The following is an 18487-nucleotide window of genomic DNA, read 5'->3' on the forward strand; positions in this document are numbered from 1 at the left end:
AAAAAACACCTCGTTGGGAGAGGTGTTTTTTTATGGAGTTCTCTTAACCGTATGTCAGTGCAGAAATCTTGATGTCAGGTCAATGGGCGTGGGGTTCGTCGCCCAGAGGATGTGCATGTGCGTGGACATGGTTGAAACTGGGCGCGCAACCGTCAAGGCGGCCCTGCGACAAGGTCAGGTACGTTGAGGATACCTGGGCAAGAAAATCCCAATCGTGCGATATGGTTATGCGGGCTGTTGGAAGCTTTTGCAAAATATCAATGATGCGCTGCCGGGCTTCGTTGTCTAGTCCGTTGGTGGGCTCATCGAGCAGCAGGGCTTCGGGCCGCATGGCCAGTACTGCCGCCAGAGAAACCAGTTTTTTTTCGCCGCCGGAAAGCCTGTGGGTAAGCCTGTTTTCAAAGCCATCCAGACCCAGTTCCTGCAATGTCTCCAGGGCGCGTTGCCGTGCTTCTTCAGGGGAAAGACCCAAATTGAGAGGGCCAAAGGCCACATCTTCCAGTACAGAAGGGAAGAACAACTGGTCCCCGGCATGTTGCAGCACAAAACCCACAGCGCAACGCAGGCTGTGAAAATCCTTATCGGTGTACATTTTCTGGCCATGAAAGCGCACGCAGCCCTGCTGGGGTTTTATCAGGCCCGTAATACAACGAAAAAGCGTTGTTTTTCCGCTGCCATTGGGGCCGTAGAAGCCAATGTGCTGACCGGGCATAAGGCTCAGGTCAACGCCCTGGAGCACGGGGCGAATGTTGCCGTCCCGCTCGTAGTGAAAATGGATGTTCTCAAGGCGGAAGATGTGCTTCGGTTCCATACTACAGGCCATAAATTTTATCCCGGTGTTCCATAGCAATAAGCCCCGCAAGGCAAAGAAGCATCAGTAGAACAAAAAGGGCATCCGCAGGCCGTGCCTTGAATACCGCTACCGTGCGGAACTGCCCTGAAAATCCGCGCAGCAGCATTGCCTCGCGCACTCTCTGCGAGCGTTCGTAACTGCGCACCAGCAAAAGCCCCAGGAGGGACGCCACCGTACGGTAGGTGTGCACGTTTGTGCGCGGGCGAAAGCCGCGCAGACGTGCGGCCACGCTCAAACTCTCCCATTGCTGGGCAATGTCGTACACATGCCTGGCTGTAAACAGAAAAAGGAAAACCAGTTTGCGGGGGCAATGCAGGCATTCCAGGGCATGCCCTGCCGTTGGCGTGTTCATTGTGGCAATCAGGGCCAGAAAAACGCAGACAATGGCGTTGGATTTGATGGTAACCAGCAAGGCCAGATGTAGGCCTTCGGCGCTCAGACTCACAATGCCCCAGCGGGCCACTTCCTGACCCGGCATGGTCAGCGGGGTAACACACCACAGAAAGAGCGCAAAGATGTTTACTATGGCCAGGCGGTGCAGCAGAGGGCGCAGGGGCGGGCGCGCCAGGGCCAGCAGGCACAGGCCCAGACCCAGGCCAGCGAGGCTCGCGGCCACGTTCTGCAACAGCGAAAGGCAGAGGGCGGTCAGCCCCGCAACTGCCATGCGCGCGCGCGGGTCAATGTTCTGTATGACCGAAGGGCGAACAAAGGGTTGGTCAAGCATGCCGACTGTTAACGCCGCCGTGAGCGGAAGTAAAGGGCAAGCCCGGCCAATCCAACAAACCAGCCCATACCGCCTACAATTTCGCGCACGCCCGGGCCTTCTGTGCGCATTTCTGCCAGCTGGCGCCGCAGGGGGGACAGGCGGGCGTCGAGCAGAGCGTTGAATTTTTCTGTCTGCGCGTTAAGGGCGGCATCAACAATGCTGCGTACTTCTTCCGCGCTGGCAGGGCCGGAGCCAGAAATTTGGGGGTCGGTTGCTGGCGCGCCCGAGTTTTTCAGCAGCAATGCTGGCTGACTGCTCTTTGCGTTTTCCGTTTTTGGGGAATGTACGTCTCCGGCATTCTGTGGCAGGGCTGGCGTTGGCCCGCCTGTTGCCTCGCCTGTTACTCCGGCAGCCGCGCTGGCTGTTGTGGTGGCAGGAGCCTGCGCCAACTCGGCTGCATCCATCTGCCATTCGTTTTGATGTCCTTCGCCCGCATTGATGCGTATACGCAGGCCGTGCTCTTTTCCTGCGGGCGGAATGTCAAAACGAAAAAGGCCTTCGGCATTGGTGCGGCCCTGAAGCAGTACTTTTTCGGTTGCAGCGTCATATACTGTGATGTCGCCGTTTTTGACGCTGTTGCCGCCGCTGAAACCACATTTGACAATAACCTGCGGCCCTTCGGTCCAGGCAAAGATATTGACCCTGTGGGCCATTGCCGGAACCTGAAAAAGAAGCAGCAAGGCCGTAGTGAGCACAAGGATCACAAGTGACGTGGAAAGTGGAGCCAAAGCGCCAAGGCACGGCCGCGCCCCGAAACCGCAGGGCATGTCAGTGTGACAGCTTGTGCTGGCAGCGTGAGCGGAGGCGTGACGACAGTAGAACATAAACGCTCCTGTTCTGGTGGCGCTCAGGCCGAATGTTGCGGGCATTGCGGGCAGGAAGGGTGCAACATTTCCGGGCGAACCCTGGCAATGAAACCCACAGTGAACATGGTTATAAGCCCTTCAACCAGCATCACGGGCAGGTGCGCGAGAAAAATGAGCCGCGCGGCTGTAAGAAAACCTTCGTCACTAAACGCCAAAGCCAGCGCCGTGAGCAAACCCGCGCCTAATACCCCTATGGCTCCTCCGCAAAAGGCCGCAGCTCTCAGTCCTTTCATACCGGGCCAAAGCCGGACAAGAAGGCGGAAAACATACCAGGCCACAAGGCCGGAAAAGCCCATGGTAAAGGTGTTAACCCCCAGAACTACGATTCCTCCGTACTGGAAAAGTAAAGCCTGCAGGGCCAGCGCCGATAAAATGGCAGGAAAGACAGCCCATCCAAGCAGAACGCCCAGAAGACCGTTGAGAATAAGGTGCGCGCTTGAGGGGCCTATGGGCACATGAATAAGGGATCCCACAAAAAAGGTTGCCGCAAGAATGGCCACGGTCATGAGTTGGTCGTAGTCCAGCTTGCGCAGGCCGATGGCCGTGCCAATGGCTGTCAGTGCGTACCCGGCGGCCAGAATGGGAGGGGACAGAACGCCTTCAGCGATATGCATAGGTTATCCTTATACCGGGCGGACACATGCGGAACATGCCGTCTGAACTTTTTGCAATCTGGCCCCATGCCGTGAACTGCGGCATGGGGCCTTGGGGCAGACTTTGCTCACATTTTCTATCATATCCTGTGGATACCAGAGCTGCAAGCGCCTGACGGAACTGAAAGCAGTTTATTTTACGCGGGGCGCGGCAAAGTTGACCCAAATTACGGCGCCCAGTTCAACGGATTTGGCCTCACCCTGATGATCCATCTTTTCCTCGGCTGTATTCAGGGCAGCGAAGCCCCACCAGCCAGCCCACGGCACACCATAAGTAAACACGCCGTTCTGGTCGGCCTTGACGACCTGTGTGACATAAAATTCGTTGGGCGCGGTGTGTCCCTTGCCTTTGTTGTAGCTTTCTATTTCTACCTCTGCACCGGGCACGGGCTTGCCGTCCAGCAAGACCTGACCTTGAAAAACGTTGCCCGAATAATTGGCAAAGGGACGGGTGAGCGGAACGATTTCTGTCTTGAGGCCCAAGGGCTGGCCCCAGCCTTCTTCTTCGCCAAAGGCCGCAACCACTGTCTTGGTGTAGTGGATGATGTAGCAGTCTTCGGCAGGTTCAAAATAAGGCTGCGGTTCCACGGCAAACTGATACACACCGGGTTTCTTGATGGTGTAGGATGCTGTCCAGGCTTTGTTGCCCAGAATGGTTGCGGGCTTGAGAAGGCTTTTGAGATCTTCGGCTGCGCCGTCATGAGTCACGGTAAAAGCCTTGGGTTCCACCATGGGCATGCCTTGCAGTTCCATTGGATGCGCAAAGGCAATATCAAGCTTCAAGGGGGATTCTTTTTTATCCGTGATGGTGGGAGTGGAAGGAATGACCATGCCAAAATGGGCCTGGGCCTGGGTTCCCCAAAGCAGTGCAAGGGCCATACACACGCAGCAGAATTTCCACATAATTGCATCCTTCCGTTGAATTTTTCGGCCTTGGATAAAGTTTGGCGGCATCGTGACGCTTCATCTTTAGTAACACAAAAAAATAAAAAGTAGCAAGAAGATTGTATGTACGGGCTCGGCAGCGGGGTGCCTTCCCTGTGCTCCTGACATTTGCCCTTTTGGTGTGGCACACACGTGGCTGATTGCTCTTTTTATGCAAGGTGGATATGGATATTTGTGATATTTTTATTGTCATGCCTCTTCTTGTTTATGGAAAATGGTAATATTGCAGGCATAAAGCGAAGACTGTATGCACTGCCGAAATGGAGTCCCTTGTTTTTGTAATGAATGTCTGTTTCGTATCTCATGTCTTTCGGCCACATATCCAAGCAGAATTGCGAGGTGCGCGTCAGTATTCAGCAATAGCGCATACGGCAAAGTAACGGTGCCATTACCTTGCAGGCTGTAGCTGGTCCGGCAGAGCACCACACGGGTGGTCACAAAAATAAGGGAGCAAACGTGTCTTCTCCTCTGGTGAATATAACTATTCCCGTATTTCACAGGCCTCTGTTTACACAAAAGACCATTCTTGCTCTGCGTAAAACCAGCTCTGCTATTCCGTATACGGTGACTGTTGTAGACAATGGCAGCTCACCGGAACTGCGAGAACGCCTGCGGCAGTTCAAATCTGACGGAATTATCGACAATCTCTTTCTTCTGCCAGAAAATATGGGCATATCATGCGCTTGTAATATAGGCTGGGATGCCGTGGACGCCCCCTATTACCTGAAGCTGGACAATGATGTATGCGTAAAGGGGCCAGATTGGCTGGAAAGGCTCTTCTCCTTGTGGCAACACGGTAAACCGCTTTCTACTCTTGGCCCCAGCCACACTGTTGAACAGATGCACATGAACCCCGGGGGAATAGAGACGCCTGACGGACGGCTGGGTATTTGCTTCAGTAACCTGCAAGGTCAGTGCATGCTGGTTCCCAAGACCGTGTCGGATGTTCTTGGCGTCTGGAATGAAGATTACGGGCTTTATGGCGCGGAAGACGGCGACTACGGTGTGCGTATGAACTGCGCTGACTTGCCTCAGTACTACTACCATTCCGCATCCTATTTTACTGATCTTGGCTTTAACAGCGCCACGGGTTATGAGAAAATCGGCCTGGATAAACGGCAGGAGTATACCGAACTTTTTGCGCCCCAAAAAGGTGGCATGGGACTTTTCAACGTAAACAGTTTTTTGTTTCAAATGTGCATTCGATTCTGGAAAGTGCCCAGGCGTTACCGGGTGTTGGATGTAAATGAAGATCATGAAGTCACGGTTGAGGAAGATCCGTCCTATACGCCAGTACGAAAGGCCCTCGCACGTAGTAAGCAGTTGCTGGATAGAAGAAGAGCAAGATATGGAAAAGACGGTACATATGATGAAAAATTCGTCGTGTACCTTAAAAAAATATGGCAAGACTGCGGCCACGGGTAATATTGCTGCATTTTCAGAACACAAAAGCGGCCATTCCTTGAGGGATGGCCGCTTTTTATCAAAAAGGTTGATTTTTCTTATTTGGGCAGCAAGGCAGGAAAATCTGCGCTTTTAACATGCTTTTTCACAAAAGCAGAAGCCGATTTGCGATCCCCAGCCATGACGGTGATCATGAACACGTCACCCTGTGAGGCCACATAGGCCTGACTGGTGATGTCCTGCTGCGCAAAGGTGAATGTGTATTGACCGTTTTTTTCTACCGGGGGTTTGGCCGCCTTGAACTGTTTGGCGAACATATCCGCGATGGTTTTGGTGTCAGCACCGCTGTTGGGGCCGATTACAAAAGTAACGGAGGCATCCCCGGCGGAATTGGCGAAGATGGCGCTGGTGGTGCCCTGATTTTCAGTGGGAGGCATGATGACCTTCCAGCCTTCGGGCACATTGACAGTGAAATATTTGGTGTTCAGCTCTTCCGCAAGAGCTGGCATGGCCAGAAGCATAACAAACACGAAGGCCACAAGCTTTTTCAACATGAAAGTTCTCCTCAGAGGGGTGCGCAGTATACGCTATGGTGCGCCGCATTTATAGGCAAAACATTTTGCTCTGTGCGGGCATGACGCCAACTTTGTCAACTTTATGCAATGACCATAAAAAAGACAATGGATTTCGGCGCGGCCCGGGCAACATGCACGTATTTTAGGCAAAGCCGATAGCCAATCGTAAGCGTGCATCCGCTCAAGACAACGCGAAAAAAGCCCCCATGCGCTTGTCATGAGGGCCCTTGTGAGGAGGCTTTGTTCTATTGCTACAGGGAGGCCAATGCCTGATCCAGGTCAGCCAGTATGTCGTCGATATGCTCAATGCCGATAGACAGGCGTACAGTGTTGGGCCAAATACCCGTAAGCGCCAGCTCTTCTTCCGTCATTTGCGAATGGGTTGTGGACGCAGGGTGGATCACAAGTGATTTGGCGTCAGCCACATTGGCCAGCAGGGAGAAGACGCGCAGTTTGTCAATGAAGGCTCTGGCCTCAGCCGCGCCGCCCTTGATTTCAACGGTGAAGATGCTGCCGCCCCCGTTGGGGAAGTAACGCTTGTACAGCGCGTGGCTGGGGCTGTTGGGCAGGCTTGGGTGGTTGACTGCCTCGACCCTGGGGTGGGCGTGCAGGTGTTGCACAACAGCCAGGGCATTTTGCACATGGCGTTCCACGCGCAGGGACAGGGTTTCAAGCCCCTGAAGGATCAGAAAAGCGTGCAGGGGGGCTATTGCCGCGCCAAGATCGCGCAGCAATATGGCCCGTGCCCGCACAATATAGGCCGCCGCCCCGACGGCCTTGGTGAAGCTCAATCCGTGATAACTCGGATCCGGCTCACTCATGTAGGAAAATCTTTCAGACGCGGCCCAGTCAAAGCGGCCACTGTCAACAATAACGCCGCCCAAAGCCGCACCGTGCCCGCCCATAAATTTTGTGGCAGAATGCACCACGATGTCTGCGCCGTATTCAATGGGGCGCATAAGCCAGGGTGTGGCAAAGGTATTGTCTACCACCAGGGGAATACCGTGTTTGTGGGCAAGGGCTGCAAGGGCTTCCATATCCACAATATTGCTGTGGGGGTTGCCCATGCTCTCCACAAATATGGCGCGGGTTTCCGGCTTTATGGCTTCTTCAAAGCAGTCCATATGGGCGGGGTCTACAAAGGTTGTATCAACCCCCCAGCTTTTGAGCGTGTGGGCAAGCAGGTTATAGGTGCCGCCGTACAGGGTTTTGGCGGCAACAATATGGTCTCCGGCACGGGCCAGGTTTTGCAGGGCATAGCTTACGGCGGCTGCGCCGCTGGCCGTGGCAAGAGCCGCCACGCCGCCTTCAAGCGCTGCCACACGCTGTTCCAGGGCATCCTGCGTGGGATTGGTCAGACGGCTGTATATATTGCCGGGGTCGGTCAGGTTGAACCGGGCCTCTGCGTGAGCGCAGTCGTCAAAGACATAGGATGTCGTCTGGTAAATGGGCACTGCCCTTGCCCCGCTGGCTGAATCAGGTTTTTCCTGCCCGGCGTGCACTTGCAGGGTTTCAAACCGCAGCCCTTTTTCGTGATTCATTGTGGTTTCCCCCTCGCGTCAAACCGCGCTATTCTTAGTTTTGAAACGGCTTGCTGTGCCGTAGTTTGTTTTCTTATTGATTTGGTATGTAATACCATGTCGCAGGCAATTGCCTTTGTCAATACCCGTTACGGGCACTACAGTCATAGATGCACTTTGTCAAAATCGTAATTTTGGCAGGTTCGTGTAGGAGTCCTACCCAGTGCAGAGCAGGGGGGTACAGTTGCAGGGCAGGCGTCCAAGGGCTAATATTCTTGCCCTGCCGCCTTTTTGAGGCGGAGAATTCGTAAGAGGATGCAAGGAGGCCGCATGAGGGCGGAAATCATTTCAGTGGGTACGGAACTTCTGCTGGGGCACACCATCAATACTGACGCCACGCATGTGGCCAGAGCGCTTTCGTCTTTGGGTATGGACCTTTTACAGGTGCACACGGTGGGTGACAATGGCGGGCGGCTTGAATCCGCATTGCGCGAAGCTCTTGGACGCGCGCAAATAATCATCACAACCGGCGGGCTTGGACCCACGGATGATGACATGACCAAGGAAACCGTGGCCCGTGTTACAGAATGCCCCCTTGAAGAAGATGCGGACAGCCTGCGCCGTTTGCGGGAATATTTTGGCGAGCGGCCCATATCTGCCAATCAGCTCAAGCAGGCCTGCTTGCCGCGCGGCTCCGTAGCCTTTCCCAATGACGCTGGCACTGCCCCCGGTTGCGCCGTGCCCGTGGGGACCGGGCAATGGGTTATTCTGTTGCCGGGGCCGCCTTCCGAGCTTTTGCCCATGCTCGAAAACAGCGTAATGCCATTTTTGCAGAAGATGGCGGATTCGGTCATAGCGTCTTTTATGGTGCGTACCTTTGGCATAGGCGAGGGCGCTGCGGCGTTGCGTATTGCCGATCTGACTGAGGGCGGTAACCCCACAGCTGCTCCTTACGCCAGTGATGCAGAAATGTTCGTGCGTGTGACGGCCAAGGCGCAAAGCGCCGCAGCTGCGGAAGCTCTGGCGATGCCCGTGGTGGACGAGGTGCGCGCACGTCTGGGCGACGTGGTCTATGGTATCAATGTGACGGGCCTGGAGGCCGTGGTGGTGGATAAGCTGCGGGAGAGCGGGCAGAGCCTGGCCACGGCGGAATCGTGCACCGGAGGTCTGCTGGCCAAGCGTATTACAGACCAGCCCGGTTCCTCAGAAGTATTTGGCTACGGGCTGATTACCTACGCCAATGAAGCCAAGACCAAACTTTTGGGTGTACCTGAAGAAATGCTGGCGCAACACGGAGCTGTAAGCCCTGAAGTGGCCCGTTGCATGGCCGTGGGAGTACGTGAACGCTATGAGGCGGACTATGGCCTTGGCATTACCGGCGTGGCCGGACCCGGCGGCGGAACGGAAAGCAAGCCCGTGGGCCTTGTGTATGTGGCCTTGAGCTATGGGCAAGATGTGTGGTTGCGTGAGCTCCGCCCACAGGGACGCTATCTTGGCCGGGAGTGGACGCGGCGGCTGGCCTCAAGCCATGCGCTGGACATGCTGCGCAGGCATCTTGCCGGGTTGCCCGTGGAAGCACAGTGGGCGGTTGAAGCCCGGTAGCGTGCTGCGGGGTATACTGGGGGCATTTTTTTTCTTGGCGTTGCGGTGTATTACATTCTTGCGCAGTGCTAGAGCATTTAAATTTTTTCAAAGCTAATATGCCTTAAATCCAGAGGCCGGAGCGGCTGTCGCCGCTCCGGCCTCTGATATTTTTCTGTTTCAGCAGCGATCAGGCATTGAGTGAAATATAACGCTCAATGCTGGTGGTAAAGACAATGCCGCCGCCCGGTTCGCTGAAAACAGGCTGGCTGCTCAATGCCTCTAAAATGCCGTCGGTTGCGGCGTTTTCGCTTATAATGACAAGAAATTCCTTTTCAGGCGTCAGGCTGATGCCGAAGAACTTCACGTCTTCCTCGGTACCGGTGCCCCTGGCTCCCAAAATGGTGCCGCCGCGCGCTCCGGCCTGCCGGGCTACAGCCATGAGCTCTTCGGCCTGCCCGTAATTGATGATGCTGCATATCATGGTATAGCCGGATTTCATGTCTTTTCCCTCAATAGTATGTAGTAAAGGCTCGTGGCTGGCGGTCTGATTAGCGCGCAGCAGGGTCTTCGGCACGTCCAGTACGATGGCTGCGCCTGCACGGCACCGGGGATTTTTCAACGTCCCTTCCACAATGGCTGTGATAACGTTTTCAGTCTCATCCTGCGTGAGAATGAGGATAATATCCTGATCAACACAATCCGGGCATGAGCCGCAGCTGCACCCGTCTTCGGCCAGGCAGCGGCCATGAAGTCTTGTGCCGCCGCGAGCTCCGCCTTCCTTGGAGGCATCAACAACGGCCATGCCGCAGCCGCAATCGGCAAAAACCACAAGCAGCTTGGCGGGCAAAAACTGTATATTCATTGGTAGGTTCTCCACATATTTGGCGCGAAATCAGGCGGCTACAAGAAAAAATAGATGCAAATGGCTCCGGTGGCGGTCATCACAATGGTATAGGGGAAGGCCAGTTTGACCATCCGCATGTACGAAAGCTTGATGAGCGGCGCCAGCGAAGAAGTGAGCAGAAAGAGAAATGCAGCCTGCCCGTTGGGAGTTGCCACAGCAGGAATATTGGTGCCCATATTCACCACCACAGCGATTTTTTCGTACCATTCGCTGGAGAACAGGCCAGCCGCATGGGCCTTATCCATCTCGGTAATAAAGACTGAAGCGATGAATACGTTGTCGCTCACAAAGGACAATGTGCCGTTAACCAGATAAAGCGCCAGCAACTGGGGCTTGCCCTGGAACTGGAAAACCCATTCCACAAGCGGTGTTACCAGATGCTGGTCATGCACCACCGAAAGAATGCCGAAGAAAATAATGATAAGGCAGACAAAGGGCATGGCGTTGTTGAACGCCTCGGAAAAATCATGTTCCTTGGTTTTGCCCGTCATGGCTGAAAGCAGAATGATAAGCGTAAGCCCAAGCAGGCCGATTTCCGCCACATGCAGGGCAAGAGCCAAAATCAGCAACACACCCACAACGCACTGGGTGATGTAGAGAAAGCGCGTCTGGTCTGAAAGCTGGCGCGCCTTTTTTTCAGCGTCTTTAACGATGAGTTCTCGAATGGCCTCCGGCAATTGGTATCCGAAACCGGGAAAGCGGAAAATTTCAAGCAGAGGGCAGAGGGTAAAGCCCACAAGCGCTACCGGCATTGCAATAACGGCGTTGTGCAGGAAAAATTCTGCAAAGGACCAGCCCATCATGGTGCCGATCATGAGGTTTTGCGGTTCGCCCACAATGGTCATAGTGCCGCCAAGGGCGGTTCCCAGCGCCCCGTGCATGATGATGTTGCGCAAAAAACCGCAAAATTCTTCAACTTCCGGGGCTTCTTTGCCGTTGGTTGACGTAAAGGCCCCGGCAACCTTGCGGAAAATTGCGTAAAAGTTAAAGCAGACTGCTATGATGATGGCCATGAGGGTCAGGGCGTCCAGAAATGCGGAAAGTGTGGCGCTGACAATGCAGAATGCCAATGACAGCCAGTGCTTTTTTCGAATTGCGATAAAAAGCCGGGTAAAAACAACAAAAACCACATCTTTCAGATAATAGATGCCCGCCACCATAAAGATGAGCAGAAGCAGTGTGGGCAGGTTGGTGGCAACTTCTTTATACACGGCGTCGGGCGAGGTCATGCCGATGATGATGGCCTCCAAAGCCAGCAGCCCGCCCGCAGGTATGGGATAGCATTTCAGCGCCAGAGAAAGAATGAAGATAAACTGAAGCAGCAGCAACCAGCCGGTTATAAAGGGGCCGACTATAATATTCAGAATGGGATTGGCCACCAGAAAGGCCAAAACGGTATATTTATACCAGAGCGGCGATTTACCTAAAAAACTATTGAAAAAAATTTGCTGCATAGTCCTCTCCCTGAACCACTTCAGAATTAAATGGGGAAAAATCGCAAGATGTACAGGTTGTGTAGCAGGTAATGCAGCCTTGCCGCAACTCCCGGTATTGCTATCGGCGGGTTTTTATACCGCGATACTGGATATTGCCGGGCGTCAGAAAAATAGAGACGGCAGAATGAAAGGCAGGGGTTATGTGGAAAAGACACGGCTTGGTTGCGTGTTGCAGGGCCTGAAAGCGTCGGCAAATGCGTGGGTGTTCTGATACGGTAAAGATATAAAATGGTCTGCAGTGGCAGCTGCAAAGACAGCCCGGATCTTTATTTGTGCTTCAAGCACCGTTTGGGTCCAGGTTTTAAACTTTGAGAATGCTCATATTCAAAATTAATATGTTCTCGTGTGTGTTGATTTTGAAAAGGCTTAAACGCACAAACGCTGCACAAAAGTGCAGCGCGTTATAGTATGTGGTGGATTCTACAAGAGCGGTTTTTTGCAGAATGGCAGCGTAGAAATATGAAGTATTTCAGCGTTACTCTACAGAAGAAGGCAGCTCGGCTATATTCTTTGCGCGGTTCAACGCCGCAACGAGCGTGCCTTAATCTTTGAGAATATATATTCGCGAAGTTACTCTGCTTTAAAGAAGATTGTGGTCGAGCCTGTAGATCATTTCAATGGGATTGAGCAGTACAAGCCTTCTGCCGTTGCCGACAATAAGGCCGTCTGTGCGAAAGCGCTGCAAGGTGGCGCTTACGGTGGGCTGGGTAGATCCGACCATTGAGGCCAGCTGTTCCTGCGGGATGTTCAAAGGGATTTCACAGGGTTTGTCCCACTCTTCAGTCGTGCGCAGGGTGTCGTAGGCCAGTGAAATAAGCAGGCTTGCCAGACGGTTGGCCACGTCATTGTTTTGCCTGCGCACCATATCACCCATATAGCGCAGCCTGCGCCCCAGCAGGGTGATAACGCGGCGTGCCAGCGGGTAATGTTCGCGCAGCATGCCTTCAAAAGCCTGTTGCCCGATGGAGTATAATACGGAGGCGCTTGCGGTCTGCGCGCCTGCTTTGCGCGGGGAGCTGTTCAATACTTCCGAAAGGCCGAAAAATTCCCCACGCATGCGCAGGGAAAACGTCATCTCTTTGCCGAAGCCAGCCGAGCCGAAGATGCGCACCAGCCCGGATTCAATGTAAAAACATGAATCACCTGCATCGCCCTCAAGAAAGACAGTTTCATTTTTGGCCAGTTCCTGACGGTGAGAATTTTCCAGGAAGACGCGCTTCACGTCGTCTATGCCTTTGAAAAAATCCTCTTTTTCAAGGTGCCAAAATGTGTTCATGCTGTAATCCTTGCTGGAAGCGCGATTGGTGCAGGCTGCGCGTCAAAGGCGCATTTTCTGCCGTTTGGGCCGTCTCTCTCCGCCGCGAAGCATGGAGTTCGCGGCGGAGAGAGACGGCGCCCGCCGTTCGGCAGACGCGACGGGCGTAGTTTGAAGTAATATCGGTTTTAGGCCTTGTCCAGCCGGTTCACATAACGGTAGGTCTGTTCCTGACCGTGAATGTCACGGCATTTCCATATTATAAAGTTGGATCCCATTATGGGTTTCAACGATGCTTTGAAGTAACCGAGCTGATACGGCATCTTGATTTCAAGCGCGCCGGAAGGGCAGGCCTTGATGCAGGACATGCAGTCCCAGCAGTCGCGGGCGGCGCGCAAAAAAGCCTTGCCGGTGGCCTGATCCAGAGCCATGAGGTTGCCGGGGCAAACTTCTTCGCAGTGGGTTTCTTCGCGTCCTTTACAGCCGTTACATTTATGTAAGTCAATTTTTGGCGGCATGTTCGTTCTCCTGCATTAGGGCTTGTACCTGTCGCCGGGCAACAACTGCTCGTAGGGACGGGTGAATGTGACTATTTCTCCGGTGGCGGCATCCCGGCGTGATTCCACAAAACAGTCAAAGTTGGCGTCGTCACGTTCCGGGTAGTCAGAGCGCGTCTGCCAGCCAGCCCAGCGTGTTTCCTTGCGGGCCTTGAGGTGGTGTACAACGGCTTCGGCCACATCCACGCGGTCCATTGTTTCGTTGGCCTGCATAAGTTCGTGCAAATCCTGCGCACGCAAATGGCAGAACTGGCTTTGCAGCATCTTGATATGCCTGAGGGCGTAGTCCAGCTGTTGCTCGTTGGTGCGGTAAAACTGGCTGGAGCCGCCAGCGTATTCGTCCATAAGACGTTGCAGGCGTTCCTTCATTTCCACCGGGCGAATGCCCTCGTCTTCACGCGTCAGCATCGGAGCATAGACACGTTCTTTCTCGCGCTCAATCTGCGCTGCGTCAGGGGCTGGCGCGTCCACGGCAGCCATAAAGGCCAGGGCTCCGCGTGCGGCCAGTTTGCCTTCAGCACAACAGCCGCCCACAAACTTGTTGGGGTTGCCGCCCGCAGTTTCACCCGCCGCAAACAGGCCGGGAAGGGTGGTCATGCGTTCCATATCCACCCAGTAGCCGCCGCCGGTGTGGCCGCCAAGGATGTAGGGGTCGGAACCGAAGATTTCAATGGGTTCCTTGCTGGGGTCCTGCCCACGGCTGGCAAGGAAGAGAACGAATGAAGGCCGTTCGTTCAGGTAGTCTTCCATCATGGCCTTGGTTTTTTCAGGCGACATGTGGGTGGTGTCGCAGTAGCAGGGGCCGCGTCCGGCAAGCCATTCTTCCATGGGAGCGTTGGCGCGGATGTACCGGGGGGCCGCGTCGCCGCCGAGACTTTCATAGCGGCTCATGACGCGCTCGCCGTGCGAGTTGATGATGGGCGCGCCGTAGCCCACGGAAATGGTATCCACGGGGCCGCAGAAGTCCTTGGTGCGTGTGGCGACCCAGCGCTGTTCAAGGCTGGTGAGCTCCGCGCCCTGGCGGAATCCCATAGCGTAGCCGGAGCCGACGCAGTAGGGGCACATCCAGATTTGCGAGCCGCTGTCTGTGGAGTCTGCGGTGTAGGATTTGTAAAGGGTGCCCGCGCCGCCCGTGCTGACTACCGTAGCCTTGGCGCGAAAGACATAAAACTTGCCGTCGCGCACGCCAAAGCCAGTGGCTCCCACGCAGCGGCCATCCTGCATCAGCAGGCCCGTGGCCGCCACACGGTTGTAAACATCCGCGCCGCTTTCAAGGGCTTTTTCCGCCATGATGGGCTTCAACTGCTCGCCGTGGATGGATATGTCCCACTTGCCGCGATAGCGAATCTTTCCGTCTTCGTCCCGCAAAATGGGCAGGCCCCAGCGTTCGAGATCGTCCACGCATTCGTTGAGTTCTTCGGCATTGGAGAGCGCCAGATCTTCACGCAGGGGGCCGCCGCCCACTTGCGAGCGGCTCCAGCGAACCAGATCTTCAGGCGTTTTGCCCTGGGGGATGTAGGTGTTGATGGCGTCCATACCTGCGGAGCAGGCTCCAGAGCGCATGATATCGGCTTTTTCCACAATGACGGTTTTAATTTGCGGGTTCAGCCGCGCGGCTTCGGTGGCCACAAAGCAGCCAGCGTTGCCGCCGCCGATAATCAAAAGGTCGGCTGTGACCTCAACGGTTTCAATGTCGGCCATGCTTGTGGGCCGAAAGTCAACCGTATGGCCTGTTTTCATACGTGCCATAATTTCCTCTCGTCGGAGTTTTTTAATTTATGAAATACGCAACGTGTCTGAGTGTCAGTTTTTCTAGAAAGGCCAGGGCGCGGCTGGATTCCATACGGGAATACCCAGAAGCGCGTACCAGGGAGCCATGACGCAAACGCCGTATGCAATGGCGATAAGCACGGAGACCCAACCCGCTTTGGCGTAGTCTGCGGTTGAGAAGGTGTCAGTGCTGTGAGCTATGACGGCTGCGGTGATTTGTGTGGGCAGCAGATAGGCGAAGGTGTCGGTATCGCAAACCAGCAGGGTGAAGGCCACGGGGTGCAGGCCCAGTTTGGGGGCCATTGCAAATACCACCGGGGCCAGCATGGCCACTGCCGCCACGTTGGACAGCATACCAAGACGGATGATGTGTGTTCCTGCCATCATGGCCAGCAGGGTCTGCCACCAGTTCATGCCCACAACCCAGGCGTGGATATGGTCAGCCAGCCACTGTGCCACGCCCGCCTGGGTCATGGCTGTGGTCATGGTCATAGCGCCGCCAAGCAGGAGGAACGTGCCCCAGATGGTCTTTTGCTGCACGGCACGCCACGAACAGGGCATAATGCCGGGAGCGAAAAGCAGCATCATGCCCAGCAGACCGATAACGCCCAGCGGTTGCCTATGCAGTTCGTAGATAAAGCTGCCCTTGCCCGTGATAAACATAAAGCCCACGAACAGGAAAATACCAAGAAGCATTTTTTCAGGAGCAGACATGGGGCCAAGGTCGCGGTAGCCTTTTTCAAGCGTGGCCGCGCCGCCCGAAATGGTTACTTTGGCGGTTTTGAAATGATACCTGATCCAGTAATTGGTGAGCACAAACATGCCAAGATAGGGGAACTGAAGGAGCATCCAGTTCAGGAAGTTCAAATCGGGGTAGCCGTTCTTTTCAAAAAGGCCCACCAGAATCATGTTGGGCAGGTGGGCTGTCATGATGAACATGCCGCAGATCATCGAGCCGTAAACCAGCGACTGAATCACGATGGCTTTTTTGGCAGCGCGCTCTTCGGGCGTGTCGCCCAACAGGTTGCAGATGCCCTGCACGACGGGCAGCAGGGTGGCGGCGCGGGCATTGGCCGCAGGCACAAGAAAGCCGAGTATTATATTGACGAAAAACATGCCCCAGATGACGCGCCCGACGGACGACGCCTTGAAGCGCGACAGAATGCCCAGGGCAATGCGGCGGTCCAGACCGATGAGCTGCATGACAGCGGCGACCATGAAGGCAAACAGGCACAGCCAGATAACGTGGTCTGTAAAGCCAGCAAATATGACAGCCATGGGCGGCTTGCCGTTGGTCCAGGGCAAGGCCTTGGTAATCAGCAGCATGGTGGGAATGGAAATGCCGGTTATGCCCGCAGGCATGGCCTCGCTGACCCACATGATGCTGGCCCAGACGACGATGCCAAGAACGGCCATTCCGTCAGGGGTAAGGCCGGGGAATGGGCTGAGTATTCCCCAAAAAAGAATGAAGGCCAGCCACGCAAGAATAAATCCGGCAAAGGCCCTACAGGGGGTGTTGCCAGATTTACGAACATTTTCACAAAGATAGGCCAAAATCGGCACTCGTGCTACAGAATGATCCAGATGCATAACCCAATCCTCTCTTGTGCATTGCGCAAAACGCGCGTGATTGCTCATGCTAGGCGTGGTGCTATTTCGGTTCCATCATCCAGATGATAATTTGAGAAAAAAATCATTTTTGTTTGAGCGCGCGGTGTGCCGCTGATTTAAGACGGGTGCGGCGGGGATGGTTTTTAATAAAAAAGGCTCGGAACAAACTTTGTCCGGGCCATTATTTTATGGAATAAAAATACGTTACAGAGGTTTTTTATGTTGTGATTCAGCTTTCGCTGGGGTGGACACTCTTGGCGGGATGGCGGCCAGGCGGTGTCGTTATGAAAATCTGTTTCGTTGATTTTATGTGTGGCTTATCCTTTTATTTCGCAAGGCTAGTATGAAAATATACTCTCTGCATAAAAGATTCGTTTTCCTTGATAAAATAAAGAACTTTTTTTCGCGATGACACGACCTGAAGTGGGTAAACTTTGAGGCAAGGATTTAAAAGGCGCGGCATGGGAACCCTCCGTTTCAAGCGAGAAGGCTCGCTGCTGTATACTGGAATAAAAATGGGGGTGTCAGGTGAAGATGGGTGAGGAACCATTTTGCGAACAGGTTCCTCACCCACACTACCCACAAAACACTCAAACGATTCAGCGCAAAAAAACTCTAACTAGGCTTTTTTGCCGTTACAACTGCAGACATGGTTGGCACGTCAATGGCGTGGGCCACTTGCGTAAAGCCTGCAAGCTCAAGGTCTTCCTTGATTTCTTTGTAAGTGTACACCATGCCGTCCTGGGTACACACCAGCATGTTGATGCCGAAAAGAGCACCATCCACAGGGTAAGCGCGGTCTTCGCGCATTACATAATCGCGCACGGCAACTATGCCGCCAGGGTTGAGGGCATCAAAGGCTTTGGCGTAAAGCATACGGCTCTTTTCGCGGTTCATCTGGTGAATGATGGCGCTTATCCAGGCAAAATCGAACCCGGGCGGCAGGGCGTCCTTTGTAAAATCTCCGGCAACCAGGCTGACGCGCGATTCCATATCTGTACCCTTGAAGCGCATTTGAGCCTGCGCAATTGCCACAGGCAGATCAAATATGGCAGCCGAGCTATGTGGCAATTTTTTAAGAAAAGCCTCGGTATATGTGCCAGACGCGCCGCCAATATCCAGAATACGCAGGTTGCTGTTGATGGAAGATAAAATGCCCGCATTGAACAATGCGTTCATGGTGTCTTCCACCAGCTTTATGGCAATGGAGTTCATAGCCATAATAAACGAAACGTTGTCCTGCTCCGCACCGAGAATGCTGGGTATGTCTTCCTGCGGCGTGCCGTTTTTCACCGACCATGCAAGCTGTGACCACATACGTTGCACGCATGCCATATGCCGTATCATGGGAATAAAGGTCGCAGGGTGGCGGCTGTCCAGATAGCTTTTATATTTCTCAACAACAGAATAGCGGGCTGTTGCCCCTGTGCCGGATTTGGCGAAGTAGCCCAGGGCCACAAGCGCGTCGAGCAGGTTTTGCGTGCCACGTTCGTCGCACGCGCGCTGCTGGGCAAGTTCGGCGGCGGTGAGACTGTTATTGTTTTGCAAAATGGCAGTGCCAAAGTCGAGTTCGGCCAAGGCTCCCAGAATGCTGCTGTGCATAAAGCCTGACAGGTCGCTGTGGAGATGGTCGAAAGGCGCTGTGGTCATAACGATTCTCCTGAAAGTATGTTGAGATTGCTGCCATGCCGTCATGCGGCATTTTGATCTAGTGGAGCAGGGTGCATC

The 18487-nt window shown here is 54.3% G+C and carries 16 protein-coding genes; 2 read left to right on the plus strand and 14 right to left on the minus strand.

Going from position 1 to position 18487, the window contains the following annotated elements; all coding sequences use genetic code 11:
* Positions 1 to 79: 79 nt before the first annotated feature.
* The 5 genes from HNQ38_RS03615 to HNQ38_RS03635 all read right to left on the minus strand — a co-directional run bounded on the left by HNQ38_RS03615 (position 80) and on the right by HNQ38_RS03635 (position 4041).
* Complete coding sequence (locus HNQ38_RS03615; RefSeq protein ID WP_183718055.1) at positions 80 to 823, minus strand: energy-coupling factor ABC transporter ATP-binding protein; 744 nt, start codon at positions 821 to 823, stop codon at positions 80 to 82.
* A complete protein-coding gene (gene cbiQ / locus HNQ38_RS03620) occupies positions 813 to 1577 on the minus strand; it encodes a cobalt ECF transporter T component CbiQ (RefSeq protein WP_183718056.1) in 765 nt (254 codons plus the stop codon). Before cbiQ ends, HNQ38_RS03615 begins: the two co-directional genes overlap by 11 nt.
* 8 nt (positions 1578 to 1585) lie before the next feature.
* The gene (locus tag HNQ38_RS03625; protein WP_246387976.1) at positions 1586 to 2443 is read right to left on the minus strand and encodes a cobalamin biosynthesis protein CbiL; all 858 of its coding nucleotides are present in this window, start codon (positions 2441 to 2443) and stop codon (positions 1586 to 1588) included.
* A gap of 23 nt (positions 2444 to 2466) precedes the next feature.
* Positions 2467 to 3099 (minus strand): cobalt transporter CbiM, encoded by a 633-nt coding sequence (cbiM, locus tag HNQ38_RS03630; protein ID WP_183718057.1) that lies wholly within the window; start codon positions 3097 to 3099, stop codon positions 2467 to 2469.
* 171 nt (positions 3100 to 3270) lie between these two features.
* Positions 3271 to 4041 carry a DUF4198 domain-containing protein gene (locus HNQ38_RS03635; RefSeq protein ID WP_183718058.1) on the minus strand — a complete coding sequence of 257 codons (771 nt, stop codon included), beginning with the start codon at positions 4039 to 4041 and terminating at the stop codon, positions 3271 to 3273.
* A gap of 498 nt (positions 4042 to 4539) precedes the next feature.
* Between HNQ38_RS03635 and HNQ38_RS03640 the strand changes: the two genes are divergently transcribed.
* Entirely contained in the window at positions 4540 to 5508 is a 969-nt protein-coding gene (locus HNQ38_RS03640; RefSeq protein WP_183718059.1) for a glycosyltransferase, read from the plus strand.
* Between the two features lie 77 nt (positions 5509 to 5585).
* On the opposite strand, the gene HNQ38_RS03645 is transcribed toward HNQ38_RS03640, so the two are convergent.
* Positions 5586 to 6041 carry a hypothetical protein gene (locus HNQ38_RS03645; protein ID WP_183718060.1) on the minus strand — a complete coding sequence of 152 codons (456 nt, stop codon included), beginning with the start codon at positions 6039 to 6041 and terminating at the stop codon, positions 5586 to 5588.
* A gap of 272 nt (positions 6042 to 6313) precedes the next feature.
* Complete coding sequence (locus HNQ38_RS03650; protein WP_183718061.1) at positions 6314 to 7603, minus strand: O-acetylhomoserine aminocarboxypropyltransferase/cysteine synthase family protein; 1290 nt, start codon at positions 7601 to 7603, stop codon at positions 6314 to 6316.
* 309 nt (positions 7604 to 7912) lie between these two features.
* Here HNQ38_RS03650 and HNQ38_RS03655 point away from each other — a divergent pair, with 309 nt between their 5' ends.
* Positions 7913 to 9184, plus strand: coding sequence for a competence/damage-inducible protein A (locus HNQ38_RS03655; RefSeq protein WP_183718062.1), 1272 nt, complete (start codon positions 7913 to 7915; stop codon positions 9182 to 9184).
* Positions 9185 to 9353: 169 nt separating this feature from the next.
* Here HNQ38_RS03655 and HNQ38_RS03660 read toward each other — a convergent pair whose 3' ends face one another.
* The 7 genes from HNQ38_RS03660 to HNQ38_RS03690 all read right to left on the minus strand — a co-directional run bounded on the left by HNQ38_RS03660 (position 9354) and on the right by HNQ38_RS03690 (position 18409).
* Positions 9354 to 10028: a P-II family nitrogen regulator gene (locus HNQ38_RS03660; RefSeq protein ID WP_183718063.1), complete on the minus strand. Its 675-nt coding sequence runs from the start codon at positions 10026 to 10028 to the stop codon at positions 9354 to 9356.
* Positions 10029 to 10066: 38 nt separating this feature from the next.
* Positions 10067 to 11524 carry an SLC13 family permease gene (locus HNQ38_RS03665; protein ID WP_183718064.1) on the minus strand — a complete coding sequence of 486 codons (1458 nt, stop codon included), beginning with the start codon at positions 11522 to 11524 and terminating at the stop codon, positions 10067 to 10069.
* A gap of 622 nt (positions 11525 to 12146) precedes the next feature.
* Positions 12147 to 12842: a Crp/Fnr family transcriptional regulator gene (locus tag HNQ38_RS03670; protein WP_183718065.1), complete on the minus strand. Its 696-nt coding sequence runs from the start codon at positions 12840 to 12842 to the stop codon at positions 12147 to 12149.
* A 167-nt stretch (positions 12843 to 13009) separates the two neighbouring features.
* Positions 13010 to 13339 (minus strand): 4Fe-4S dicluster domain-containing protein, encoded by a 330-nt coding sequence (locus HNQ38_RS03675; protein WP_183718066.1) that lies wholly within the window; start codon positions 13337 to 13339, stop codon positions 13010 to 13012.
* A 15-nt stretch (positions 13340 to 13354) separates the two neighbouring features.
* Positions 13355 to 15127 (minus strand): adenylyl-sulfate reductase subunit alpha, encoded by a 1773-nt coding sequence (locus HNQ38_RS03680; protein ID WP_183718067.1) that lies wholly within the window; start codon positions 15125 to 15127, stop codon positions 13355 to 13357.
* A 63-nt stretch (positions 15128 to 15190) separates the two neighbouring features.
* A complete protein-coding gene (locus tag HNQ38_RS03685) occupies positions 15191 to 16738 on the minus strand; it encodes an SLC13 family permease (RefSeq protein ID WP_183718068.1) in 1548 nt (515 codons plus the stop codon).
* Positions 16739 to 17374: 636 nt separating this feature from the next.
* Complete coding sequence (locus tag HNQ38_RS03690) at positions 17375 to 18409, minus strand: methyltransferase (protein WP_183718069.1); 1035 nt, start codon at positions 18407 to 18409, stop codon at positions 17375 to 17377.
* Positions 18410 to 18487: the final 78 nt, after the last annotated feature.

It is taken from the genome of Desulfovibrio intestinalis (assembly GCF_014202345.1).
In the GTDB taxonomy this organism is placed as follows: Bacteria; Desulfobacterota; Desulfovibrionia; order Desulfovibrionales; family Desulfovibrionaceae; genus Desulfovibrio; species Desulfovibrio intestinalis.

Excerpts from the sequence above, each read along its gene's own strand:
- HNQ38_RS03615 (WP_183718055.1), bottom strand. The coding sequence starts at position 823 with ATGGCCTGTAGTATGGAACCGAAGCACATCTTCCGCCTTGAGAACATC.
- cbiQ (WP_183718056.1), bottom strand. The coding sequence starts at position 1,577 with ATGCTTGACCAACCCTTTGTTCGCCCTTCGGTCATACAGAACATTGAC.
- HNQ38_RS03625 (WP_246387976.1), bottom strand. The coding sequence starts at position 2,443 with ATGTTCTACTGTCGTCACGCCTCCGCTCACGCTGCCAGCACAAGCTGT.
- cbiM (WP_183718057.1), bottom strand. The coding sequence starts at position 3,099 with ATGCATATCGCTGAAGGCGTTCTGTCCCCTCCCATTCTGGCCGCCGGG.
- HNQ38_RS03635 (WP_183718058.1), bottom strand. The coding sequence starts at position 4,041 with ATGTGGAAATTCTGCTGCGTGTGTATGGCCCTTGCACTGCTTTGGGGA.
- HNQ38_RS03645 (WP_183718060.1), bottom strand. The coding sequence starts at position 6,041 with ATGTTGAAAAAGCTTGTGGCCTTCGTGTTTGTTATGCTTCTGGCCATG.
- HNQ38_RS03650 (WP_183718061.1), bottom strand. The coding sequence starts at position 7,603 with ATGAATCACGAAAAAGGGCTGCGGTTTGAAACCCTGCAAGTGCACGCC.
- HNQ38_RS03655 (WP_183718062.1), top strand. The coding sequence starts at position 7,913 with ATGAGGGCGGAAATCATTTCAGTGGGTACGGAACTTCTGCTGGGGCAC.
- HNQ38_RS03660 (WP_183718063.1), bottom strand. The coding sequence starts at position 10,028 with ATGAATATACAGTTTTTGCCCGCCAAGCTGCTTGTGGTTTTTGCCGAT.
- HNQ38_RS03665 (WP_183718064.1), bottom strand. The coding sequence starts at position 11,524 with ATGCAGCAAATTTTTTTCAATAGTTTTTTAGGTAAATCGCCGCTCTGG.
- HNQ38_RS03670 (WP_183718065.1), bottom strand. The coding sequence starts at position 12,842 with ATGAACACATTTTGGCACCTTGAAAAAGAGGATTTTTTCAAAGGCATA.
- HNQ38_RS03675 (WP_183718066.1), bottom strand. The coding sequence starts at position 13,339 with ATGCCGCCAAAAATTGACTTACATAAATGTAACGGCTGTAAAGGACGC.
- HNQ38_RS03680 (WP_183718067.1), bottom strand. The coding sequence starts at position 15,127 with ATGGCACGTATGAAAACAGGCCATACGGTTGACTTTCGGCCCACAAGC.
- HNQ38_RS03685 (WP_183718068.1), bottom strand. The coding sequence starts at position 16,738 with ATGCATCTGGATCATTCTGTAGCACGAGTGCCGATTTTGGCCTATCTT.
- HNQ38_RS03690 (WP_183718069.1), bottom strand. The coding sequence starts at position 18,409 with ATGACCACAGCGCCTTTCGACCATCTCCACAGCGACCTGTCAGGCTTT.